The organism is Pseudomonas sp. PAGU 2196 (assembly GCF_022179005.1).
Lineage (GTDB): Bacteria > Pseudomonadota > Gammaproteobacteria > Pseudomonadales > Pseudomonadaceae > Aquipseudomonas > Aquipseudomonas kermanshahensis.
This window is the reverse complement of the sequence record NZ_BNTL01000016.1, coordinates 70,161-93,932: the sequence shown is the minus strand read 5'-3', so window position 1 is coordinate 93,932 and position 23,772 is coordinate 70,161. Positions and strand designations below refer to the sequence as shown.

Genomic DNA, 23,772 nt, shown 5'->3' with positions numbered 1-23,772 from the left:
TGTAGGTTGCTTCTGAATTGCCCTGGAGCTATTGAGTAGCCTTAAGTACCCGAGGCAGTCTCCGGTTTTCCCTTACGCTGGAGGATCGGATCATGCTGGTAATAGGGCGCGAAGTAGGCGAAGTCATCACCATTGGCGATGACATCCGCATCATGGTGGTCGAGACGCGGGACGGGATGGTGCGTTTTGGGGTGAGTGCGCCCCGCGAGGTGCCGGTGCACCGCGCCGAGGTGTACAAGCGCATCAAGGAGGGCGAGGTGCGCAAGGCGCGTGGCGCGTGAGGGCGTCAGTCGAGCAGCTCGCGTGGCACATCATGTTTGGCCAAGAGCTGGCATTGCTGGCTTTCCGGGTCGAACAGGATGAACGCCTGGCCCTTGGCCAATGCCTGGCGCACCCGCAATACGCGGGTTTCGAGGGGGGTGTCGTCGCCGTTGTCGGTGCCGTCGCGGGTGACGAAGTCCTCGATCAGCAGGGTCAGGGTGTCGGCTTGCAATTGGTCGTAGGGGATTAGCATGGCGGGCGATTCTGGGGGTTGAGTGTGGGCATGCTACGCGAAACGTTCGTGCATTTGGGGCCGCTGTGCGGCCCATCGCGACGCAAGGCCGCTCCCACAAGGACCGTGTAGGAGCGGCCTTGCGTCGCGATGGCTGCGCAGCAGCCCCAAACTATCAGCCTTTATTCCCAACCAGGCTATCCACCGCCGGCACCCGCGTATCGCTCTCCATCTGCGCATCGTGCTCCAGCTGATGGCTGAAGCGCTCGAGCGAGGCATTGGCCGGCTGCGAATCACTGGCAAACACCGGTGGGCTCAACAAGTACGCTGACAGCAACCGGCTCAGCGCCGCCAGGCTGTCGATATGCGTGCGCTCGTAACCGTGCGTGGCATCGCAGCCAAACGCCACCAGCGCGGTCCGGATGTCATGCCCCGCCGTCACCGCCGAGTGGGCATCGCTGAAGTAGTAACGGAACAGGTCGCGCCTGACCGGCAAATCGTGGTCGCCGGCCAGCTTCAGCAGGTGACGCGACAGGTGGTAATCGTAAGGCCCCGAAGAGTCCTGCATGGCCACGCTCACCGCATGCTCGCTGGAGGCCTGGCCTGGCGCTACCGGGGCAATGTCGATGCCGACGAATTCGCTGACGTCCCAGGGCAGGGCACCTGCCGCGCCGGAGCCGGTTTCTTCGGTGATGGTGAACAGCGGGTGGCAGTCGATCAGCGGCTGTCGGCCACTTTCCACCACTGCCTTGAGCGCCGCCAGCAATGCGGCTACACCCGCTTTGTCGTCCAGGTGGCGGCCGCTGATGTGGCCGCTTTCAGTGAACTCTGGCAACGGGTCGAAGGCGACGAAATCGCCGACCGAGACCCCCAGGGCTTCGCAATCGGCGCGGGTCGCGCAGTAGGCATCCAGGCGCACTTCGACGTGGTCCCAACTGATAGGCATCTGGTCGATGGCGGTGTTGAACGCATGCCCGCTGGCCATCAGCGGCAACACGCTGCCGCGGAACACACCGGTGTCGGTGAACACACTGACCCGGCTGCCCTCGGCAAAGCGGCTCGACCAGCAACCCACCGGCGCCAGCGCCAGGCGGCCGTTGTCCTGCAACTGACGCACGCTGGCGCCGATGGTGTCCAGGTGCGCGGAAACGGCGCGGTCGGGTGAGCTTTGCCGGCCTTTGAGGGTGGCGCGGATGGTGCCACGACGGGTCAGCTCGAAGGGGATGCCCAACTCATCCAGGCGTTCGGCCACGTAGCGCACGATGGTGTCGGTGAAGCCGGTGGGGCTGGGGATGGCGAGCATCTCCAGCAGGACGCGTTTGAGGTAGTCGAGATCGGGTTCGGGGTGGTGTTCGGACATGGGTACTCCTTACTGGCCTATTCGCGGGGCAAGCCCGCTCCCACACGTAAACCTGAAACCTGTGGGAGCGGGCTTGCCCCGCGAAAGGGCCATCATTGATTTACGCCAATCCCCGGCTATGCGGGAACAACAAGTCGATGAACCGCTCAGCCGTCGGCTGCGGTTCATGATTGGCCAGGCCGGCGCGTTCGTTGGCCTCGATGATCACGTACTCCGCCTGTTCGGCATCACGCACCATGAAGTCCAACCCCACCACCGGAATTTCCAGCGCCCGCGCCGCGCGCACCGCCGCATCGGCCAGCACGGGGTGCAGGCGCTCGGTCACGTCCTCAAGGGTGCCGCCGGTGTGCAGGTTGGCAGTACGCCGCACCGCCAGGCGTTGGCCGGCAGGTAGCACGTCGTCATAGCCCAGCCCCGCCGCACGCAGGGTGCGCTCGGTTTCATCGTCAAGCGGGATGCGGCTTTCACCGCCGGTCGCGGCCTGGCGCCTGCGGCTCTGGGCTTCGATCAGTGCGCGGATGTCGTGCTTGCCATCACCCACTACCTGGGCCGGGTGGCGTATGGCAGCTGCCACCACTTCAAAGCCGATCACCACGATGCGCAGGTCAAGGCCGGCATGGAAGCTCTCCAGCAGTACACGGCTGTCGAACTGCTTGGCGTGGGCCACTGCTTGGGTGAGTTCGTCGAGGGAGGTGAGGTTCACCGCCACCCCTTGGCCTTGTTCGCCATCCACCGGCTTGACCACCACCGCGCCATGCTCGTCGAGAAACGCCAGGTTGTCGTCGGCGTTGCCCGCCAGTTGCTGCGCCGGTACACGCAGCCCGGCATTGCTCAGTGCTCGCTGGGTCAGGCACTTGTCTTGGCACAGGGTCATGGTCACGGCGCTGGTCAGGTCGCTTAGCGACTCACGGCAGCGAATGCGACGCCCGCCCAGGCTCAAGGTGAACAGCCCGCCTGCGGCGTCTTCGACCTGCACTTCGATACCGCGGCGCAGCGCCTCGTCGACAATGATCCGTGCATAAGGGTTAAGCCCTGCTTCAGGGCCGGGGCCGAGGAACAGGCGTTCGTTGATGCCGTTCTTGCGCTTGACGGCGAAGGTCGGCAGGTTGCGAAACCCGAGTTTCTCGTACAGGCGCTTGGCCTGGCGGTTGTCATGCAGCACCGACAGGTCCAGGTAGGCAAGGCCACGGCTCATGAAGTGCTCGATCAGGTGGCGCACCAGCACTTCACCCACGCCAGGGCGGGTGCAGTGCGGGTCCACGGCCAGGCACCACAGGCTGCTGCCGTGCTCGGGGTCATCGAACGCCTTGGCATGGTTAAGGCCCATGACGCTACCGATCACCGCGCCGCTGTCTTCATCCTCGGCCAGCCAGTAAACCGGGCCGCCGAGGTGACGTGGCGTGAGCCGGTCAGGGTCGACCGGCAACATGCCGCGCGCTTGGTAAAGGGTATTGATCGCCTGCCAGTCCCCCAGGTTTTGCGCCCGCCGCACGCGAAAACCGCGAAACACCCGCTGCGCCGGGCGGTAGTCGGTAAACCACAGGCGCAGGGTGTCGGAGGGGTCGAGAAACAACTGCTGCGGCGCCTGCGCCAGTACCTGCTGCGGCGCGGCCACGTACAGGGCAATGTCGCGCTCGCCAGGGCGCTCGTCCAGCAGCTCCTCGGCGAGTGAGACGGGGTCTGGGTAGGTATGGCCGATCAGCAGCCGGCCCCAACCACAGTGCACGGCACGTGGCTGGTCGTGGGGCTCGCTGCCATCGCCGGCCAGGCGCGCCTGCAAACGCTCGTAGGACGGTGCCTGGCCGCGCAGCAGGCGCTGGCCGTAGGCGATTTCGTGGGCTTTCATCGGTCAGATTCCTTGTTCGCTCAGCCACAGGTTGAGCGCCGCCAGCTGCCACAGCTTGGAGCCTCGCAGCGGCGTCAACTGGCCGTGCGGGTTGCTCAGCAAGCGGTCGAGCATGGCCGGGTTGAACAGCCCTCGGTCTTGGCTGGGGTCGGTCAGCAGTTCGCGCACCCAGCCCAGCGTCGCGCCTTCCAGGTGCTTCAGGCCTGGGACCGGGAAGTAGCCCTTCTTGCGGTCGATGACCTCATGCGGGATGACCCGTCGGGCGGCCTGCTTGAGCACCTGTTTGCCGCCATCGGGCAGCTTGAAGCGTGCTGGGATGCGTGCCGACAGTTCCACCAGGCGGTAATCGAGGAACGGCGTACGCGCTTCCAGGCCCCAGGCCATGGTCATGTTGTCGACCCGCTTGACCGGGTCGTCGACCAGCATCACCGTGCTGTCCAGGCGCAAGGCCTTGTCGACCGGGTCGCTGGCGCCAGGGCGGGCGAAGTGCTCGCGGACAAAGTCGCCGGCGGCATCGCTTTCCAGCAGCCAAGGGGCTTGCACGGTGTCACGGTACTCGGCGTGGCTGCGGTCGAAGAACGCGTCGCGGTAGGCGCCAAAGGCATCCTCGGCGCCATCCACCTGTGGGTACCAGTGGTAGCCAGCGAACAGTTCGTCGGCACCTTGGCCGCTTTGCACGCCTTTGCAGTGCTTGGCCACTTCCCGCGACAGCAGGTAGAAGGCAATGCAGTCATGGCTGACCATCGGTTCGCTCATGGCGCGGAACGCGGCCGGGAGCTGGTCGATGATTTCATGTTCGGCGATGCGCAACTGGTGGTGGCGGGTGCCGTAGTGGCGGGCGATCAGGTCGGAGTACTCGAACTCGTTACCGCGTTCGCCGCCGGCATCTTCGAAGCCGATGGAGAAGGTCGACAGGTCGTCCACACCGGCTTCACGCAGCAGGCCGACCAGCAAGCTGGAATCGACCCCGCCAGACAACAGCACGCCAACGTCCACCGCGGCACGCTGGCGGATCGCCACGGCATCGCGGGTGGCGTCGAGCACCCGGGTGGTCCAGCCTTCGAGGTCCAGTTCACGCTCGTCGGGGTGGGCGCCGTACTGCAACTGCCACCAGGTCTGGCGTTCGATTTCGCCGTGGCGGTCGACGCGCATCCAGGTGCCGGGCTCAAGTTTTTGCACGTTGGCCAGCAGTGTGCGCGGCGCGGGCACCACGGCGTGGAAGTTCAGGTAGTGGTTGAGCGCTACCGGGTCGATCATCGGGTCGATGTCGCCGCCCTTGAGCAGGGCAGGCAGGGTCGAGGCAAAGCGCAGGCGCTCCCCGTTGCGCGACAGGTACAGCGGTTTGACGCCAAGGCGGTCGCGGGCCAGGAACAGGCGCTGGTTGTCGCGCTCCCAGATGGCCAGGGCAAACATGCCATTGAGCTTGGGCAGCAAGGCCGCGCCCCAGGCGTGGTAGCCCTTGAGCAGCACTTCGGTGTCGCCATCGGACCAGAACGTGTAGCCCAGGTCTTGCAGCTCCTGGCGCAGTTCGGGGAAGTTGTAGATGGCGCCGTTGAAGGCCAGCGACAGGCCGAGGGTGTTGTCGACCATCGGCTGAGCCGAACCGTCGGACAAGTCCATGATTTTCAGCCGGCGGTGGCCGAGGGCGATCGGGCCCTGGCTATGGAAGCCCCAAGCGTCCGGGCCGCGAGGCGCCAGATGGTGGGTGATGCGCTCCACCGCGGCCAGGTCGGCCGGGCGAGGGGCTTGGTCGAGGGGGGTGAAACGTAACTCTCCTGCTAATCCGCACATAAGTCCTTACCGGTTTTTCCGTTGGGGAGGCGGTGCCCAGAATCAGGGCGCCGTAAGGAACTGACCGGTGAGGTTTGCAGGAGTTTTAGAACGATCTGTTATATGGGTCGGGTTGATGGGGGGTTGGTTTGGCATTTGTTGCGGCTGTGAGATCGAGCGCCGCCCGCGCGGCGCTCGATCTCACCGGCGCAGCCTATCCCCAGCCATACACCCCAGCCATACACCCCAGCCCTATCACTTACCCCGAACCAACCTGCGCAAGGCAAACCGGTTCGGATGGCACGCCTCAGCCACCGCCCGTGGCACCGGCAACGGCTCCCCGCACACCCAGGCCGCAATCAATTCGCCCGACAGCGGGGCCGTGATCAACCCCCGTGACCCATGCCCGCTGTTCACATACAGCCCATCGAGCCAAGGGCACTCCACCTCTGGCACCTGCCGCGCGTCCTTGCCCAGCACGGCGAAGGCTTCGGCAAACGCCTGCGGGTCGGCCATGGGCCCGACGATTGGCAGGTAATCCGGGCTGGTGCAGCGAAACGCCGCCCGGCCCTGCAACTGCTCAGGGTCGAGTGCAGCGGTGTCCAAGCGCTGGGCCAGGTCCACGGAAATATCGTCCAGCAGCGCCAGGTTGCCCTTGTGCTCGGCAACGGTCGGCGCCAGGTCGTCACTGTGGAAGTCGAAGCTGGCGCCCAGGGTGTGTTCGCCCTCGCGCGGCGGCGCCACATAGCCGTCCGCACACACCACCGTACGCAGTGCGCGGCTGCTGTCGGTAGCCGGCAGGCGGGTGATCTGCCCGCGGATGCGCTTGAGCGGCAGTTGTGCGCAGGGCGCGAAATGCCGCACGTCGGCAGCACCGGCCAACACCACCAGCGGCGCGCTGGCCAGCAAGCGTTCGCCGTCCCAGGCCTGCCACAGGTGATCGACCTTGCGCAGTTCGATCACCTCATGGTGCACTCGAAGCTGGATCCTGGGGTGTTGCAACTGCGCCTGGCACAAGGCCGGCGGGTGTACCCAGCCGCCTTCCGGATAGAACAGGCCGCCTGCGGGCAATGCCACCCCGGCAACGGCTTCGGCCTGGTCACGGTCAAGTGCGTGCAGCAGGTCGTGGTCGAACGCCTCGGCCAGTTTGCCCTGGCGTTCTGCCTCCTTGCTGTCGAACGCCAACTGCAGCACCCCGCAAGCATCCCAGTCGCGGCCACGCTGCAAGTGCGCTAGCTGGCGCCGGGTGTAGCCGAAGCCGGCCAGGATCATCTGTGAAAGGGCCGTACCATGGGCAGACAGCTTGAGGTACAGCACCCCTTGTGGGTTACCGGAGGCTTCCTGAGCAGGCGCCGCATGGCGCTCCAGTACCGTGACCTGCCAGCCACGCCTGGCCAGGCTCGCGGCACTGGCACTGCCCGCCAGCCCGGCGCCGATCACCAAGGCCTCGCGTGGCACCCCAGCACTGCGCGGGCGGCCATACCAGGGCAGCTGCTTACGTAGGGCGGTCGGCCCGGTGTAGGCACCGCTCATCACCTCCCACTTTTTGCCAATGCCCGGCACCTTCTTCATGGCGAAGCCGGCCTCGACCAGGCTGCGCCGCACCCAGCCGGTGGTGGTGAACGTGCCCAGCACGGTGCCTGGGTGTGACAGCTGCGCCAGTTGCGCGAACAGCTCTGGGGTCCACATGTCGGGGTTCTTGGCCGGGGCGAAGCCGTCGAGGAACCACACGTCGATGCGTGCATCAAGCTGTGGCAACTGCTCGAGCACATCGCCAATCAGCAGGGTCAGGGTCACCCGTCCGTTGGCGAAGGTGAACTGCTGAAACCCTGGGTGCACAGCCACGTACTGCTCAAGCAGTGGCTCGGTATAGGCCGCCAGCTCTGGCCACAGGCGCACCGCCCGGGCCATGTCGTCGTGGCCGAGCGGGTATTTTTCGACACTGACGAAATGCAGACGGGCGTCGGCGTGGGCGTGCTGGTCGAATAACTGCCAGGCGCAGAAAAAATTCATGCCGGTGCCGAAACCGGTTTCGCCGATCACCAGGCAGGTGTGCGGGGCTAGGTCGGCGAAGCGCTCGGCCAGGCGCGTCTGGCCGAGGAAGACGTGTTTGGTTTCTTCGATGCCTTCGTTGACGGCGAAGTACACGTCGTCGTACTGCCGCGAATGGGGGCGGCCCTGGTCGTCCCAGTCGATCTGGGCATGTTGGAGGAGGGTGGACATGGTGGGCTCGGTTGCAGCGGATGCGGGATTTTATGCCATCTGCGGTTTTTACGCTGGTTACACGAACACAGCCTCAGCACAAATCCGCTAGTCTTGGTTATCCAATGAAGGAGCCACTGCATGTTCGAATCCGCTGAAATCGGTCACAGCATCGACAAGGAGACCTACGACGCCGAAGTGCCCGCCCTGCGCGAGGCGCTGCTCGAAGCCCAGTACGAGCTCAAGCAGCAGGCGCGCTTCCCGGTGATCGTGCTGATCAATGGCATCGAAGGCGCTGGCAAGGGCGAGACGGTCAAGCTGCTCAATGAGTGGATGGACCCGCGCATGATCGATGTGCTCACCTTCGACCAGCAGACCGACGAAGAACTCGCCCGGCCACCGGCTTGGCGCTATTGGCGGGCCTTGCCGCCGAAAGGGCGGATGGGCGTGTTTTTTGGCAACTGGTACAGCCAGATGCTGCAGGGCCGTGTGCATGGGGTGTTCAAGGACGCGGTGCTCGATCAGGCCATCACCGGTGCCGAACGCCTGGAGCAGATGCTGTGCGACGAAGGCGCGCTGATCATCAAGTTCTGGTTCCACCTGTCCAAGAAGCAGATGAAAGCCCGCCTCAAGGCGCTCAAGGATGACCCGCTGCACAGTTGGCGCATCAGCCCGCTGGACTGGCAGCAGTCCGAGACCTACGATCGTTTCGTGCGCTTTGGCGAGCGGGTGCTGCGCCGTACCAGCCGTGACTACGCGCCCTGGCACGTGGTCGAGGGGGTCGACCCTTACTACCGCAGCCTGGCGGTGGGGCGCATTCTGCTGGACGGCCTGCAAGCCGCCCTCGCCAACAACCCCAAGGGCAAGCACCAGGGCAACGTGGCGCCGTTGGGTCGCAGCATTGACCAGCGCAGCTTGATCGGTGCCCTGGACATGACCCTGCGCCTGGACAAGCAGGATTACCAGGAACAACTGGTCACCGAGCAGGCACGCCTGGCCGGCCTGCTGCGCCACAAGCACATGCGCCGGCATGCCCTGGTGGCGGTGTTCGAAGGCAACGACGCGGCAGGCAAGGGCGGCGCGATCCGCCGCGTGGCGGCGGCGCTGGACCCACGCCAGTACCGCATCGTGCCGATTGCCGCGCCCAGCGAAGACGAACGCGCGCAACCGTACCTGTGGCGTTTCTGGCGGCATATTCCGGCGCGGGGCAAGTTCACTATCTTCGACCGCTCCTGGTATGGGCGGGTGCTGGTGGAGCGGGTCGAGGGGTTCTGCAGCCCGGCCGACTGGATGCGTGCCTACAGCGAGATCAACGATTTTGAAGAGCAGTTGGTGAATGCCGGTGTGGTGGTGGTCAAGTTCTGGTTGGCGATCGACCAGCAGACCCAGCTGGAGCGTTTCGAAGAGCGTGAGCAGATCCCCTTCAAACGCTACAAAATCACCGAGGACGACTGGCGCAACCGCGAAAAGTGGGACCTGTATACCGAGGCCGTGGGCGACATGGTCGACCGCACCAGCAGCGAGATCGCGCCATGGACACTGGTCGAGGCCAATGACAAGCGCTGGGCCCGGGTGAAGGTATTGCGCACCATCAACGAGGCGCTGGAAGCGGCGTTTGCCAAGGACAAGAAATAGCCACCTGTGCCAGGCAGTCATGCCGCTGGGGAATGACCTGATGAATTCTTTTCCCGGCACTTAGCCCCGCGCCAGCCGCCAAGCCCGTAGAATCCAAGCACCCCCACCACGGGCTTGATCGAGGGCTTTATGCACACCACTTCCGGACGCTGGGTCTATGGCCTGCTGTTGGCACTTCTGACCGCGCTGCTGTGGGGCATCCTGCCGATCAAGCTCAAGCAGGTGCTGCAGGTGATGGACCCGGTCACCGTCACCTGGTACCGCCTGTTGGTGTCTGGCGGGCTGTTGTTCGCCTGGCTGGGGGCCAAGCGCCAGTTGCCCTCGTTCGGTAAGCTCGGGCCCAAGGGCAAGGGGTTGGTGGCCGTGGCCGTGCTTGGCCTGATGGGCAACTACGTGCTCTACCTGATCGGCCTCAAGCTGCTTAGCCCAGGCACCGCGCAACTGGTGGTGCAGGTAGGCCCGGTGCTGTTGCTGGTGGCCAGCGTGTTCGTGTTCAAGGAGCGCTTCAGCCTGGGGCAGGGGCTGGGCCTGGTGGTGTTGATCGGCGGTTTCGGGCTGTTCTTCAACCAGCGCCTGGAAGAGCTGCTGACCTCACTCGGCACCTACACCACTGGCGTGCTGACCATTTTGCTGGCGACCAGCATCTGGGTGTTCTACGCCTTGAGCCAGAAGCAGTTGCTGACGGCATGGCATTCGCAGCAGGTGATGATGGTGATCTACCTGAGCTGCGCCGCGCTGCTCACGCCGTGGGTACACCCACTGGAAGCGTTGCAACTGACGCCGCTGCAAGGCTGGCTGCTTTTGGCCTGCTGCCTGAATACCCTGGTGGCGTATGGCGCCTTTGCCGAGGCACTGGCGCACTGGGAGGCCTCAAGGGTGAGCGCTACGCTGGCGTTGACGCCGTTGGTGACCTTTGTGGCGGTGGCGCTGGCGGCCTGGGTGTGGCCCGACTATGTGCATGCCGAGGACATCAATGCCCTGGGGTATCTGGGGGCGGTGACGGTGGTGCTGGGATCGGCGCTGGTGGCGCTGGGGCCTTCGTTGGTTGCCGGTTGGCGCGCCAGAAAGGCGCGGTTGGCGCAGGTCCATCAATAGCATGCGCTAACCACTGCCCTTGTAGCAGCAGCCTTGCGCTGGTGTAGGAGCAGCACAAGGCTGCTCCTACAGGGGAGGGGGGATCGGGTCAGCCTTTACCGCCCGGCGCCAGCATGTTCTCCGGCCTGACCCACTGATCGAACTGTTCATTGGTCAGGTACTTCAACGCCAACGCCGCCTCACGCAAGGTCGTCCCTTCGGCATACGCCTTCTTGGCAATCTCCGCCGCCTTGTCATAGCCAATATGCGGGTTCAATGCCGTTACCAGCATCAACCCTTGCTCCAGGTGCGCCGCCATCTGCTCGGCATCCGGCTCGATCCCGGCCACGCAGTGCTGCTGGAAGTTGCGGCAGCCATCAGCCAGCAGTTCGACCGACTGCAGCAGGTTGTGGATGATCACCGGTTTGAACACGTTCAACTGCAAGTGGCCTTGGCTGGCGGCAAAACCGATCGCCGCGTCGTTGCCCAGCACCTGGCAGGCCAGCATGGACAGCGCCTCGCATTGGGTTGGGTTGACCTTGCCGGGCATGATCGAGCTGCCCGGCTCGTTGGCCGGCAGGCGCACTTCCGCCAGTCCTGTGCGGGGGCCGGAGCCAAGCAGGCGCAGGTCGTTGGCGATTTTCATCAAGGCCACGGCCAGGGTCTTCAGCGCCCCCGCCAGGCTGGTCAGCGGTTCATGGCCGGCAAGGGCGGCGAACTTGTTGGGCGCAGTGACGAATGGCAAGCCGGAAAGGGCCGCCAGCTCGGCCGCGATGGCTTCGGCAAAGCCGTGTGGCGCGTTCAGGCCGGTACCGACGGCCGTGCCGCCCTGGGCAAGTTCGCAGACTGGGGGCAGGGTGGCGCGAATGGCGCGCTGGGCGTAATCGAGCTGGGCAACGAAGGCCGAGACCTCCTGGCCGAAGGTGATCGGCGTGGCGTCCATCATGTGCGTACGGCCGGTCTTGACCAGTTTGAGGTGGCGCGCCGACAGTTCGGCCAGCCCCGAGGACAACTCGGCGATCGCCGGCAGCAGTTTTTCATGCACCGCCTGGGCCGCGGCAATGTGCATGGCGGTGGGGAAGCAGTCGTTGGAGCTCTGCGAGCGATTGACGTGGTCGTTGGGGTGCACGGGCGTCTTGCCGCCACGGCCCTTGCCGGCCAGTTCGTTGGCGCGCCCGGCGATGACTTCGTTGACGTTCATGTTGCTCTGGGTGCCGCTGCCGGTTTGCCAGACCACCAGCGGGAACTGATCGTCATGCTGGCCGTCGAGCACTTCGTCGGCGGCCTGCTCGATCAGCCGGGCGATATCGGCCGGCAGGTCGCCGTTGCGGTTGTTGACCCGTGCCGCGGCTTTCTTGATCAGCGCCAGGGCGTGCAGCACCGCGAGCGGCATGCGTTCCTTGCCTATGGCGAAGTTGATCAGCGACCGCTGGGTCTGCGCACCCCAGTAGGCGCCCTCAGGAACTTCGACCGGGCCCAGGCTGTCTGTCTCGATACGGCTCATTCTGCGCTCACTCCTTTGTGGTTCGAAATCGCAGTTTAGGCCCTGATTCGACAGAGCGGTTCCATCGCTCGTCGTGCCCACTTGAGCACATCGCCACCACAGCGCAGAATGCTCTACTCTGAGGTACCCGCCTCCCTCTCTTGAAGGAAATGCAATGACCCGTCTCCGTGTCCTTTGTGCCGCCGTCGCCCTGGCCTGTGCCAGCGGCCAGGTACTCGCTGCCACCGCCAGTCACAACGCTGCCGCCGAGAAATTCCTGACCCTGGCCAACGCCGACAAGCTGGGCACCCCGGTCTATATGCAGGTCCAACAAATGTTCGCCCAGCGCTTCGCCCAAACCAAGGCGCCTGCGTCCAAGCAGCCAGTGCTGCAAAGCTACCAGGCCAAGGCTAACGCCGCCCTGGACAGCGCCATCGGCTGGAACAAGCTGAAGCCGAAAATGGTCGACCTGTACACCGCCACCTTCACCGAGGCTGAGCTCAAGGACCTGGTCAAGTTCTACGAGTCGCCGCTGGGCAAGAAAGTCCTGCGCGAGATGCCCAAGGTTACCCAGCAGTCGGCCCAGCTGACCCAGCAGAGCCTGGAGCCTGCGGTACCGGTGGTCAACAAACTGCTCGAAGACATGACCAAAGAGCTTGACCCGAACGCTGGCAAGGCCGCCGCCCCCGCCAAGAAGTGAGTAACGCGTGATGAGCATGCAGCACCGCATCGAGCAACAACTGGCCGCGCTGGCGCCGCAACACCTGGAAGTGCTCAATGAAAGTCACATGCACAGTCGTGGTCAGGAGACCCACTACAAGGCAGTGATCGTCAGCGAGCAGTTTGCCGGGCTGAACAGCGTCAAGCGTCACCAGAAGGTCTACGCCACCATGGGCGAGCTGATGGGCCAGATCCACGCCCTCGCGATCCACACCTACACCGCTGAAGAGTGGGCCAAGGTCGGGGTCGCACCGGCCTCGCCGGTGTGTGCGGGCGGCGGGCACTGAATCCTTTTTGCCGTTCTGGTAGAATCTGCAACATCCGGGGGGCCGCTTTGCGGCCCTTTCGCGACACAAGGCCGCTCCTACAGGGGTTATGCGTTCCCTCTGTAGGAGCGGCCTTGTGTCGCGAAAGGGGCGCAAAGCGCCCCCCTGCTTTTTTAACAACCCGGTCCGCCCCTTACGAGGGCAACCACCTGGAGATTCACGTTCATGTCACAACCGATCGTCGTCGCGGCGCTGTACAAATTCGTCACCCTGCAAGACTACGTCGAGCTACGCGAGCCGCTGCTCAAGGCCATGCTCGACAATGACGTCAAAGGCACCCTGCTGCTGGCCAACGAAGGTATCAACGGCACCGTGTCGGCCACCCGCGAAGGCATCGACGGCCTGCTGGCCTGGCTGCGCAACGACCCGCGCCTGGTGGATGTCGACCACAAGGAATCCTACTGCGACGAACAGCCGTTCTACCGCACCAAGGTCAAGCTGAAGAAAGAGATCGTCACCCTCGGTGTGCCGGGCGTGGACCCCAACCAGCAGGTGGGCACCTACGTCGAGCCCAAGGACTGGAACGCCCTGATCAGCGACCCTGAAGTGCTGCTGATCGATACCCGCAACGACTACGAAGTGGCCATCGGCACGTTCAAGGGCGCCGTCGACCCCAAGACCGAGACCTTCCGCGAGTTCCCCGAGTACATCAAGGCCAACTTCGACCCGAGCAAGCACAAGAAAGTGGCGATGTTCTGCACCGGCGGTATCCGTTGCGAAAAAGCCTCCAGCTACATGCTCGGTGAAGGCTTCGAGGCGGTCTATCATCTTAAAGGTGGCGTCCTGAAGTACTTCGAAGAAGTGCCTCAGGAAGAAAGCCTGTGGGACGGCGACTGCTTCGTCTTCGACAACCGCGTCACGGTGCGCCATGACCTGAGCGAAGGCGAGTACGACCAGTGCCATGCCTGCCGCCACCCGATCAACGCAGAGGAGCGAGCGTCCGAGCACTATTCGCCAGGTGTCAGCTGCCCGCACTGCTGGGACAGCCTGAGCGAAAAAACTCGCCGCAGCGCCATCGACCGGCAGAAGCAGATCGAGCTGGCCAAGGCCCGCAACCTGCCGCACCCGATCGGTTACAACTACAAAGCCGAGGCCTGATGCATGTCTGCACGCCTGCTGTATGTGATGGACCCTATGTGCTCCTGGTGCTGGGGTTTTGCGCCGGTGGCCGCGGCCCTGATCGCCCAGGCGCGTGAAGCCGGCGTGCCAACCCACCTGGTACCAGGCGGCCTGCGCACCGGCGGCAGCGCCCTGGATGCGTCCACCCGCAAGTACATCCTCGAGCATTGGCAGGCGGTGGCCGACGCCACCGGCCAGCCGTTTCGTTTCGAGGGCGCCATGCCTGACGGTTTTGTCTACGACACCGAACCTGCCTGCCGCGCCCTAGTCACCGCCCGTGAGCTGGACGCCGAGCGCGTCTGGCCACTGCTGGCGTTGATCCAGCGCGCGTTCTACGAGGCCGGCGTCGACGTTACTACCGCGCCGCACCTGGTTGAGCTGGCCGAACAGGCGGGCTTCGACCGTGCGGTGTTTGCCGAGGCCTTTGCCCGCGCCGACACGCGCGTGGCCACCGCAGCCGATATTGCGTGGGCGCAAGACTTGGGCATCGCCGGTTTCCCCACCCTGCTGGCCGAGCGCAACGGCCAGCTGGCGCTGCTGACCAACGGCTACCAGCCGCTGGAGCGCCTGCAACCCTTGCTCGGCCGCTGGCTGCAGCAGGCTGCCTGTGCTTGATGTGCCCGGGTCGCCCGACCCTGTGCCAGGGAAACCCCACAGTGCGGCCGATCGACTGAGCTGGGCGGAAATCCGCCGCCTGGCACTGCACCACAAGAAAAACCTCTGGTCCGCCAACCTGATCGCCGTGCTCGCGGCGTGCTGCAGCGTGCCGATCCCCTTGCTGCTGCCGCTGCTGGTGGATGAAGTGCTGTTGGGCCACGGCGACGCCGCGCTGAAGTGGATGAACCACCTGCTGCCGGCCAACTGGCAGGTCGCGGCCGGCTATATCGGCCTGATGCTGGCGCTGACGTTGTGCCTGCGCCTGGCCGCCCTGGCCTTCAACGTGGTGCAGGCCAAGCTGTTTGCCGGGCTGGCCAAGGACATCGTCTACCGCCTGCGTATTCGGCTGATCGAACGGCTCAAGCGGATTTCCCTCAAGGAATACGAAAGCCTGGGCAGCGGCACGGTGACCACTCACCTGGTCACCGACCTGGACACCCTCGACAAATTCGTCGGCGAGACCCTCAGCCGTTTCCTGGTCGCCATGCTGACCCTGACCGGCACGGCGGCCATCCTGATCTGGATGCACTGGCAACTGGCGTTGCTGATTTTGCTGTTCAACCCGCTGGTGATCTACTTCACCGTGCAGTTGGGCAAGCGCGTCAAACACCTGAAAAAGCTCGAAAACGACAGCACCGCGCGCTTTACCCAGGCGCTGTCGGAAACCCTCGACGCCATCCAGGAGATCCGCGCCGGCAACCGCCAGGGCTATTTCCTGGGGCGCCTGGGCGTGCGCGCCCGGGAAGTGCGTGACTACGCCGTGGACTCGCAATGGAAGAGCGATGCCAGCGGCCGCGCCAGTGGTTTGTTGTTCCAGTTCGGCATCGACATCTTCCGCGCCGCGGCGATGCTCACTGTGCTGTTTTCCGACCTGTCGATCGGTCAGATGCTGGCGGTGTTCAGCTACCTGTGGTTCATGATCGGCCCGGTGGAGCAACTGCTCAACCTGCAGTACGCCTACTACGCCGCCGGTGGCGCCCTGAGCCGGCTCAACGAGCTGCTAGCGCGTGCCGACGAGCCGCAGTACCCCGCGGCCAGTGACCCGTTCGTGGGCCGCGAAACAGTGGGCATCGAGGTGCGCGACCTGCGCTTCGCCTATGCCGACGAGCCGGTGCTCGAGCACCTCGACCTGTCCATCGCCCCGGGCGAGAAGGTGGCTATCGTGGGGGCCAGCGGTGGCGGCAAGAGCACCTTGGTGCAGCTGCTGCTTGGCCTGTACAGCGCCCAGGCGGGGACCATCCGCTTTGGCGGTGCCAGCCTGCAGGAAATCGGCCTGGAAACCCTTCGTGAAAACGTCGCGGTGGTGCTGCAGCACCCTTCGTTGTTCAACGACAGCGTGCGCGCCAACCTGACCATGGGCCGCGAGTGCAGCGACGAAGCCTGCTGGCAGGCGCTGCGCATTGCCCAGCTGGACGCCACCATCGCCGCCTTGCCGCAAGGCCTGGACAGCGTGGTGGGGCGCTCCGGCGTGCGCCTGTCCGGGGGGCAGCGGCAACGGCTGGCGATTGCCCGCATGGTCTTGGCCGAACCCAAGGTGGTGATTCTCGATGAAGCCACGTCGGCGCTGGATGCCGCCACCGAGTACAACCTGCATCAGGCCCTGGCGCGCTTCCTCAGCGGCCGCACCACGCTGATCATCGCCCACCGCCTGTCGGCCGTGAAACAGGCCGATCGGGTGTTAGTGTTTGATGGCGGGCATGTGGCCGAAGATGGCGACCATCAGCAGTTGATTGCCGAGGGTGGTTTGTACGCCAAGCTGTACGGGCATCTGCAGCAGACCTGAGCCTCTTGTTACGGGCGGTGCGAATCGCTCGATTCCTTGTCATAAAAAACCCCTCCACGCAGATGGCAAATGGCCTACGCTGTGCTTGTCTGGGTTGATTCGAGCCTTATCTGCTCTGTGACAGGGACTCCATGAAGGGACATCGCACTCTAGAAGCGCCGAAGCTGCTGGGTATCATCTGGCCCTTCATCGCCGTCGTGATCTTCCAGGCGGCGTTGGGCGGTCTCAGCCTCTATACGCTATCGGCGGTACGCGCCTATGTCGCGGGCGAGAGCTTGTGGTCCAAGGCTCAGAAAGATGCCATCTACTACCTCAACCTGTACGCCGACAACCGCGACGAAGGCACGTACCAGCGCTATCGCCAGGCCATCACCGTGCCCCACGGCGATCACCAGTTGCGTGAAGTGCTCGACCAGCCCAATCCGGACCTAAACGCCGCGCGCGATGCCGTGTTGCAGGGTGGCAACCACCCCAACGACGTCGAACGCATCATCTGGTTCTATCGCAACTTCCGCAGCATCAGCTACATGCAGACGGCCATCGATTATTGGGACATCGGCGACCGCTACCTGGGCCAGCTGGATGTGCTGGCGGGCGACATGCGCAAAGGCTTTGCTGGTGGCCAGGTCGATGCCGGCACGATCAGCGACTGGAAGGCCCGCATCGTCGCCATCAACGAAGGTGTGACGCCGGCCGCCAGGGCCTTCAGCGATGCGCTGGGCGAGGGCTCGCGCATGCTGCTGCAGGTGCTGCTGATCACCAACCTGCTGACTGCCTTGTTCCTCATTACCATTGCCTGGCGCCGCTCCAGCAAGTTGCTGGCCCAGCGCCAGGCGTTCGCCAGTGCCCTGCAGGCCGAAAAGGAGCGGGCGCAGATCACCCTGCAGGCGATTGGCGATGCGGTCATCACCACCGACGTCGATGGCTATATCGGCTACATGAACCCGGCGGCGGAGCAACTCACCCACTGGCAGGCCGGCCAAGCCCAGGGGCTGCCACTTTCGGCGCTGTTCAGCCTGGTGGACGAGCAGGCCGAAGAGGACGGCCGCAGCCTGGTTGAGCAGGTGCTCAGCGGCAGCCTGAAGGGCGGCGCCGAGCATGCCCGGTTGATCCAGCGCCTGGACGGCAGCACCGTGTCGATCAATCTGGTGGGCTCGCCTATCGTCAATGATGGGCAGGTCAGCGGCATCGTGCTGGTGCTGCACGACATGACCCAGGAGCGCCAGTACATCGCCAACCTGTCCTGGCAGGCGACCCATGACGCCTTGACCGGCCTGGCCAACCGCCGCGAGTTCGAATACCGCCTGGAGCAGGCGCTCAACGGCCTGGCACGCCAGGCTGGGCGGCATTCACTGATGTTCCTCGACCTCGACCAGTTCAAGCTGGTCAACGACACCTGTGGCCACGCGGCGGGCGACGAGTTGCTGCGTCATATCTGCGCCGTGTTGCAGTCGGGGCTGCGCGAAGGGGACACGCTAGCCAGGCTGGGTGGCGATGAGTTTGGCGTGCTGCTGGAAAACTGCCCGCCGGACCACGCCGAGCGTATTGCCGAGCAACTGCGCCAGATGGTCCAGAGCCTGCACTTTGTGTGGAAGGGGCGCCCGTTCGTCACCACCGTCAGCATTGGCCTGGTGAACATGGCGCAGGCCCCCGGTACCCTGGAGGCCTCGCTGCGCGCCGCCGACATGGCCTGCTACATGGCCAAGGAAAAGGGCCGCAACCGGGTGCAGGTGTACCACGCCGACGACAGCGAGCTGTCCATGCGCTTTGGCGAGATGGCCTGGATCCAGCGTTTGCATGTGGCCCTGGAAGAAAACCGCTTCTGCCTGTACGCCCAGGAAATCGCCGCGCTGAAGACCATCGAAGGCCCTGGCCATATCGAGATTCTGCTGCGCCTGCACGACGAGAGCGGCCGCACCATCTTGCCCAGCAGCTTCATCCCCGCCGCCGAGCGCTATGGCCTGATGACCGCCCTTGACCGCTGGGTGGTGCGCAATGTGTTCCAGGTGATTCGCCAGTGCCTGGACGAAGGGCGCGAAGGGCCGCTGTCCATGTGCGCGATCAACCTGTCGGGGTCGAGCATCGGCGACGACAACTTCCTCGAGTACTTGCAGCGCTTGTTCGTCGAGTACGCCATCCCGCCACGCATGATCTGCTTCGAGATCACCGAAACCAGCGCCATTGCCAACCTCGGCAGTGCCATTCGTTTCATCAACGAACTGAAAGGGCTGGGGTGCAGGTTCTCGCTCGACGACTTCTGTGCCGGCATGTCGTCGTTCGCCTATTTGAAGCATTTGCCTGTGGATTTCCTCAAGATCGACGGCAGTTTCGTCAAGGACATGCTCGACGACCCGGTCAACCGGGCCATGGTCGAGGTCATCAACCACATCGGCCATGTCATGGGTAAGCGGACCATTGCCGAGTTTGTCGAAACCCCCTTGATCGAACAGGCCCTGCAGGAAATTGGCGTGGATTACGCCCAGGGCTACCTGATCGAACGGCCCCAGGTGTTCACCTGTGACAGCCTGCAGCGCCAACGGATCGCCGCACGGCCTTTGTTGCAGCGGGCACCTGGCACGTTTCGTTAGCTAGACAGCGGCTTTCGCTGACACAACACGTCCGAAAAATCACAAGGAACAAGGAGCTGAAAGTGATTGATGCATTCGTTCGTATCGGGCCATTGATGGACCCCGCCAGTTACCCTCAATGGGCCCAGCAACTGATTGAAGAGTGCCGCGAAAGCAAGCGCCGGGTAGTCGAGCATGAGTTTTACCAGCGCCTGCGTGATGGCCAGTTGAAGCCTTCGACCATCCGCCAGTACCTGATCGGCGGCTGGCCGGTGGTCGAGCAGTTCTCCCTGTACATGGCCCATAACCTGACCAAGACCCGCTATGGCCGCCACCCCGGCGAAGACATGGCGCGGCGCTGGTTGATGCGCAACATCCGCGTCGAGCTCAACCATGCCGACTACTGGGTGCACTGGTGCCATGCCCATGGCGTTCACCTGCATGACCTGCAGGCGCAGGAGGTGCCGCCCGAGTTGAATGGGCTCAATGACTGGTGCTGGCGGGTGTGTGCTACTGAAAACCTGGCGATTTCCATGGCAGCGACCAACTACGCCATCGAAGGCGCGACTGGGGAATGGTCGGCGGTGGTGTGCGCTAATGACACCTATGCCCAAGGCTTCCCGGAGGAGCAGCGCAAGCGCGCCATGAAGTGGCTGAAGATGCATGCGCAGTACGACGATGCGCACCCGTGGGAGGCGCTGGAAATCATCTGTACCTTGGCGGGGGAGAACCCGACGCTGGGTTTGCGTACCGAATTGCGCCGGGCGATCTGTAAGAGTTACGACTGCATGTACCTATTCCTGGAGCGCTGCATGCAGCTGGAAGGGCGTCAGCAGGGGCGGGTGCGGCCGGCGTTGGCGGCGGGTTGATGGTCCCCTGTACTGGCCCTATCGCCGGCAAGCCGGCTCCCACAGAATTTCACCAAGCCAGAAGGCAATGAAACCCCTGTGGGAGCCGGCTTGCCGGCGATAGAGCCAGTACAGGCCACCCAAAATCACTGGGCGTTGAACGCCTGCCCATTCACCCCAGTGCTGTCTGGCCCCATCAGGTACAGGTACACCGGCATGATCTCTTCAGGCAGCGGGTTGTTCTGCGGGTTCTCGCTCGGGTAAGCCTGGGCCCGCATCGCCGTGCGCGTGGCGCCCGGGTTGATGCTGTTGGAGCGCACCGGCGCAACCCCTTCCAGTTCGTCGGCCAAGGTCTGCATCAGGCCTTCGGTGGCGAACTTCGACACCCCGTAGGCGCCCCAGTAGGCCCGGCCTTTGCGCCCGACGCTGCTGGAGGTGAACACCACCGAGGCGTCCTCCGACAGCTTGAGCAGCGGCAGCAGGGTGCTGGTGAGCATGAAGGTGGCATCGACGTTGATGTGCATCACGCGCATGAAGTTGTCACCCGACAACTGCTCCAGTGGCGTGCGCGGGCCGATGATCGAGGCGTTGTTGAGCAGGCCATCCAGGCGCCCGAACTGGTCTTCGATCATGACCGCCAGCTCGTCGTACTGGTGGGGCAGGGCGGTTTCCAGGTTGAACGGGATCACCACCGGTTGTGGGTGCCCGGCGGCCTCGATCTGGTCGTAGACCTCGTTGAGGTTGGCCTCGGTCTTGCCCAGCAGCAGCACGGTGGCACCGAGCGCGGCGTAGGCCTTGGCGGCGGCGGCACCGATGCCGCGGCCGGCTCCGGTGACCAGGATGACCCGGCCTTGCAGCAGGTCGGGGCGGGCGGTGTAGTCGAACATCAGATTTTTCCCTTGTTCATTGGGCAGCGCCGATCATTGTGGGAGCGGGCTTGCCCCGCGAAGCAGGCGGCGCGGAGGATGGCACGGGCTTCGCCCGCGTTCGCGGGGCAAGCCCGCTCCCACAGGCCCTGCTGACTTCAGGTCTTGATCAGCAGCCGCACAGCGCGCTGTCGATCACCTTGCGCAGTTCCAGTGGGTGGTCCACCACCACGTCGGCACCCCAGTTGTTCGGGTTGTCCTCTGGATGAATATAGCCGTAGCGCACCGCCGCGGTGCGGGTGCCGGCATCGCGGCCAGACTCGATGTCGCGCAGGTCGTCGCCGACGAACAGCACGCTGGCCGGGTCCAGGTTCAAGGTTTTGCAGGCAAGGATCAGCGGCTCGGGGTCGGGCTTGCTGTTTTTCACGTGGTCCGGGCAGATCAGCAGCGCCGAGCGCTCGGCCAGGCCCAGGCGTTGCATGATCGGCTCGGCAAAACGTACCGGTTTGTTGGTGACCACGCCCCACAGCAGGTTGCCTTTCTCGATGTCGGCCAGCAGCTCGGCCATGCCGTCGAACAGCTTGCTGTGCACCGCACAGTCGCGCTGGTAGCGCTCGAGAAACTCCAGGCGCAGGGCCTCGAAGCCTTCAGCTTCCGGGTCCATGGCGAAGGTGGTGGCGACCATGGCACGGGCACCGCCGGAAATCACCCCGCGAATCAGGTTGTCGTCCACGGCCGGCAAGCCGCGCTCGGCGAGCATGGCCTGGCAGATGGCGATGAAGTCCGGCGCCGTGTCGAGCAGGGTGCCGTCCATGTCGAAGAGTACTGCTCGCAAACGCATGCTCATTCCTCGCGCAGGGTCTGGATCATGTAGTTGACGTCCACGTCGTTGCAAAGCTTGTAGTGCTTGGTCAGCGGGTTGTAGGTCAGGCCGATGATGTCCTTGACTTCAAGGCCGGCAACACGGCTCCAGGCGCCCAGCTCGGACGGGCGGATGAACTTCTTGAAGTCGTGGGTGCCGCGCGGCAGCATCTTCAGGATGTACTCGGCGCCGACAATGGCCAGCAGGTAGGCCTTGGGGTTGCGGTTGATGGTGGAGAAGAACACCTGGCCGCCAGGCTTGACCATGCGGTAGCAGGCGCGAATCACCGACGACGGGTCGGGGACGTGCTCGAGCATTTCCAGGCAGGTGACCACGTCGAACTGCCCAGGCATTTCTTCGGCCAGTGCTTCGGCGGTGATCTGCCGGTATTCAACCTCGACGCCGGACTCCAGTTGGTGCAACTGGGCCACCGCCAGCGGGGCCTCGCCCATGTCGATGCCGGTTACCGAGGCGCCACGCAGGGCCATGGATTCGCTGAGAATGCCGCCGCCGCAGCCCACGTCCAGCACTTTCTTGCCAGCCAGGCCGACCCGCTCGTCGATCCAGTTGACGCGCAACGGGTTGATTTCATGCAGCGGCTTGAACTCGCTTTCACGGTCCCACCAGCGGTGGGCCAAGGCTTCGAACTTGGCAATTTCGGCGTGGTCGACGTTGCTCATTTAAGAGTCCTCTGAAACTTCGCTAAATTGGGCCGGAGTATACCCGAGCGCTCAAGGCCGAGGGTCGCTATAATCGCCGGCTTTTGATATCCGAACGACGGGGAGAGGCGATGCGCGAGCGACTTTTGGCGGCGGAGAAGGTGACCGCGATCCGCTGGCAAGGCGGCGTTCTGCATCTGCTCGACCAGCGCCTGCTGCCCGCGCAGGAGGTCTGGCTGGCCTGCGACAATGTCGCGCAGGTGGTGGACGCGATCCGTGACATGGCTGTGCGCGGTGCGTCGGCCATCGGCATTGCCGCGGCCTACGGCCTGGTCCTCGCCCTGGAAGAGCGCCTGGCCGAGGGCGGCGACTGGGAGCAGGACCTGGAAGAAGACTTCCTCAGCCTGGCCGAGGCGCGCCCGACCGCCGCCAACCTGTTCTGGGCGCTGAACCGCATGCGCGAGCGCCTGCAGCGCTTGCGCCCGGAAGAAGACGTGCTGGCGGCGCTGGAAGCTGAGGCGGTAGCGATTCATGAAAGCGACCGTGAAGCCAACCTGACCATGGCCCAGTACGGCATTGAACTGATTCGCCGCCATCAGGGCAACGCCCAGACCCTGCTCACCTACGGCAATGCCGGCGCCCTGGCCAGTGGCGGTTTTGGCACCGCGCTGGGGGTGATCCGTGCGGGTTACCTGGAGGGCATGGTCGAGCGGGTGTATGCCGGCGAAACCCGCCCTTGGCTGCAAGGCTCGCGCCTGACCGCCTGGGAGTTGGCCAACGAGGGCATTCCGGTGACGTTGTGCGCCGATTCGGCCCTGGCCCACCTGATGAAGAGCAAGGGCATCACCTGGGTCGTGGTCGGTGCCGACTGCATCGCGGCCAATGGCGATGTGGCCAGCAAGATCGGCACCTACCAGCTCGCGGTCAGTGCCATGCACCACGGCGTGCGCTTCATGGTCGTGGCGCCGAGCACCAGCATCGACCTGAACCTGGCCACTGGCGAGGACATCCCGCTTGAAGAGCGCGATGCAGACGAGCTGCTGGATTACGCCGGCACCCGCGTGGCGCCGCAGGTGGAGGTGTTCAACCCGGTGTTCGACGTGACCCCGGCCGACCTGATCGACGTGATCGTGACCGAGAAGGGCATCGTCGAACGCCCGGATACCGCCAAGCTGGCTCAGTTGATGTGCCGCAAGCGTTTGCACTGAGGGGTGTGGCTACACATTTCTCTGTAGGAGCAGCCTTGTGCTGCGAAGAGGCCAGTACCGGCGCCGGCTATTTCTGCTGTCTGCGCCGGCCTCTTCGCAGCGCAAGGCTGCTCCTACATGAGCCTTGCACAACCTGTAGTGGCAGGGCCTGCCACATCTCCCCACCCGCACTGCCTTTGTGATAACATCCGGCAGTTTCCAAGACCGCCCATCACGGCGGCCAAATTTGCGCAGATCCATGGCACAACTCATTGATTTGTCGTAAGTCGTCGCAGCACTGCGCGTCGCGACGGC

At 64.4% G+C, this 23,772-nt stretch carries 20 protein-coding genes; 11 read left to right on the top strand and 9 right to left on the bottom strand.

All coding sequences use genetic code 11. The features are described from left to right. Positions 1 to 92 precede the first annotated feature (92 nt). The gene (csrA, locus tag MFF34_RS15855; RefSeq protein ID WP_238215180.1) at positions 93 to 281 is read left to right on the top strand and encodes a carbon storage regulator CsrA; all 189 of its coding nucleotides are present in this window, start codon (positions 93 to 95) and stop codon (positions 279 to 281) included. A 5-nt stretch (positions 282 to 286) separates the two neighbouring features. Here the strand turns inward: csrA and MFF34_RS15850 are convergent, their stop codons facing one another. The 5 genes from MFF34_RS15850 to mnmC form a co-directional block, all read right to left on the bottom strand. After that, on the bottom strand, positions 287 to 514 hold the full coding sequence (locus tag MFF34_RS15850) for a YheU family protein (protein WP_027595929.1): 228 nt from the start codon (positions 512 to 514) through the stop codon (positions 287 to 289). Positions 515 to 668: 154 nt separating this feature from the next. Then, complete coding sequence (locus MFF34_RS15845; protein WP_238215179.1) at positions 669 to 1,853, bottom strand: osmoprotectant NAGGN system M42 family peptidase; 1,185 nt, start codon at positions 1,851 to 1,853, stop codon at positions 669 to 671. A gap of 100 nt (positions 1,854 to 1,953) precedes the next feature. Beyond that, positions 1,954 to 3,699, bottom strand: coding sequence for an N-acetylglutaminylglutamine synthetase (gene ngg / locus MFF34_RS15840; RefSeq protein ID WP_238215178.1), 1,746 nt, complete (start codon positions 3,697 to 3,699; stop codon positions 1,954 to 1,956). 3 nt (positions 3,700 to 3,702) lie between these two features. Further along, positions 3,703 to 5,490, bottom strand: coding sequence for an N-acetylglutaminylglutamine amidotransferase (locus MFF34_RS15835; protein ID WP_099453212.1), 1,788 nt, complete (start codon positions 5,488 to 5,490; stop codon positions 3,703 to 3,705). A 234-nt stretch (positions 5,491 to 5,724) separates the two neighbouring features. Further along, complete coding sequence (mnmC, locus tag MFF34_RS15830) at positions 5,725 to 7,692, bottom strand: bifunctional tRNA (5-methylaminomethyl-2-thiouridine)(34)-methyltransferase MnmD/FAD-dependent 5-carboxymethylaminomethyl-2-thiouridine(34) oxidoreductase MnmC (protein WP_238215177.1); 1,968 nt, start codon at positions 7,690 to 7,692, stop codon at positions 5,725 to 5,727. Positions 7,693 to 7,812: 120 nt separating this feature from the next. Between mnmC and pap the strand changes: the two genes are divergently transcribed. Together pap and MFF34_RS15820 are read left to right on the top strand one after the other, a co-directional pair. Next, positions 7,813 to 9,306 carry a polyphosphate:AMP phosphotransferase gene (gene pap, locus MFF34_RS15825; protein ID WP_027595934.1) on the top strand — a complete coding sequence of 498 codons (1,494 nt, stop codon included), beginning with the start codon at positions 7,813 to 7,815 and terminating at the stop codon, positions 9,304 to 9,306. A 129-nt stretch (positions 9,307 to 9,435) separates the two neighbouring features. Continuing rightward, entirely contained in the window at positions 9,436 to 10,401 is a 966-nt protein-coding gene (locus tag MFF34_RS15820) for a DMT family transporter (RefSeq protein WP_238215169.1), read from the top strand. An 88-nt stretch (positions 10,402 to 10,489) separates the two neighbouring features. Here the strand turns inward: MFF34_RS15820 and MFF34_RS15815 are convergent, their stop codons facing one another. Beyond that, positions 10,490 to 11,884 carry a class II fumarate hydratase gene (locus MFF34_RS15815; RefSeq protein WP_027595936.1) on the bottom strand — a complete coding sequence of 465 codons (1,395 nt, stop codon included), beginning with the start codon at positions 11,882 to 11,884 and terminating at the stop codon, positions 10,490 to 10,492. 154 nt (positions 11,885 to 12,038) lie between these two features. Here MFF34_RS15815 and MFF34_RS15810 point away from each other — a divergent pair, with 154 nt between their 5' ends. The 7 genes from MFF34_RS15810 to MFF34_RS15780 all read left to right on the top strand — a co-directional run bounded on the left by MFF34_RS15810 (position 12,039) and on the right by MFF34_RS15780 (position 19,904). Further along, positions 12,039 to 12,563, top strand: coding sequence for a DUF2059 domain-containing protein (locus MFF34_RS15810; protein ID WP_027595937.1), 525 nt, complete (start codon positions 12,039 to 12,041; stop codon positions 12,561 to 12,563). 10 nt (positions 12,564 to 12,573) lie between these two features. Beyond that, positions 12,574 to 12,870, top strand: a complete 297-nt coding sequence (locus tag MFF34_RS15805) for a BolA family transcriptional regulator (RefSeq protein WP_085272798.1) — start codon at positions 12,574 to 12,576, stop codon at positions 12,868 to 12,870. A gap of 204 nt (positions 12,871 to 13,074) precedes the next feature. Further along, positions 13,075 to 14,007 carry a rhodanese-related sulfurtransferase gene (locus MFF34_RS15800; RefSeq protein ID WP_238215166.1) on the top strand — a complete coding sequence of 311 codons (933 nt, stop codon included), beginning with the start codon at positions 13,075 to 13,077 and terminating at the stop codon, positions 14,005 to 14,007. Between the two features lie 3 nt (positions 14,008 to 14,010). Further along, positions 14,011 to 14,643 (top strand): DsbA family protein, encoded by a 633-nt coding sequence (locus MFF34_RS15795; RefSeq protein ID WP_099428551.1) that lies wholly within the window; start codon positions 14,011 to 14,013, stop codon positions 14,641 to 14,643. Further along, entirely contained in the window at positions 14,636 to 16,468 is a 1,833-nt protein-coding gene (locus MFF34_RS15790; protein WP_027595941.1) for an ABC transporter ATP-binding protein, read from the top strand. Before MFF34_RS15795 ends, MFF34_RS15790 begins: the two co-directional genes overlap by 8 nt. A gap of 131 nt (positions 16,469 to 16,599) precedes the next feature. Further along, positions 16,600 to 19,056 carry an EAL domain-containing protein gene (locus MFF34_RS15785; protein WP_238215165.1) on the top strand — a complete coding sequence of 819 codons (2,457 nt, stop codon included), beginning with the start codon at positions 16,600 to 16,602 and terminating at the stop codon, positions 19,054 to 19,056. Positions 19,057 to 19,118: 62 nt separating this feature from the next. After that, a complete protein-coding gene (locus MFF34_RS15780; protein ID WP_027595943.1) occupies positions 19,119 to 19,904 on the top strand; it encodes a TenA family transcriptional regulator in 786 nt (261 codons plus the stop codon). A 125-nt stretch (positions 19,905 to 20,029) separates the two neighbouring features. Here the strand turns inward: MFF34_RS15780 and MFF34_RS15775 are convergent, their stop codons facing one another. The 3 genes from MFF34_RS15775 to ubiG all read right to left on the bottom strand — a co-directional run bounded on the left by MFF34_RS15775 (position 20,030) and on the right by ubiG (position 22,291). Continuing rightward, positions 20,030 to 20,770: a YciK family oxidoreductase gene (locus MFF34_RS15775; protein WP_027595944.1), complete on the bottom strand. Its 741-nt coding sequence runs from the start codon at positions 20,768 to 20,770 to the stop codon at positions 20,030 to 20,032. A gap of 148 nt (positions 20,771 to 20,918) precedes the next feature. After that, complete coding sequence (gene mupP, locus MFF34_RS15770; protein WP_027595945.1) at positions 20,919 to 21,590, bottom strand: N-acetylmuramic acid 6-phosphate phosphatase MupP; 672 nt, start codon at positions 21,588 to 21,590, stop codon at positions 20,919 to 20,921. Between the two features lie 2 nt (positions 21,591 to 21,592). Next, the gene (gene ubiG / locus MFF34_RS15765; RefSeq protein ID WP_027595946.1) at positions 21,593 to 22,291 is read right to left on the bottom strand and encodes a bifunctional 2-polyprenyl-6-hydroxyphenol methylase/3-demethylubiquinol 3-O-methyltransferase UbiG; all 699 of its coding nucleotides are present in this window, start codon (positions 22,289 to 22,291) and stop codon (positions 21,593 to 21,595) included. A 110-nt stretch (positions 22,292 to 22,401) separates the two neighbouring features. Here ubiG and mtnA point away from each other — a divergent pair, with 110 nt between their 5' ends. Further along, positions 22,402 to 23,478, top strand: a complete 1,077-nt coding sequence (gene mtnA, locus MFF34_RS15760; RefSeq protein WP_238215162.1) for an S-methyl-5-thioribose-1-phosphate isomerase — start codon at positions 22,402 to 22,404, stop codon at positions 23,476 to 23,478. Positions 23,479 to 23,772: the final 294 nt, after the last annotated feature.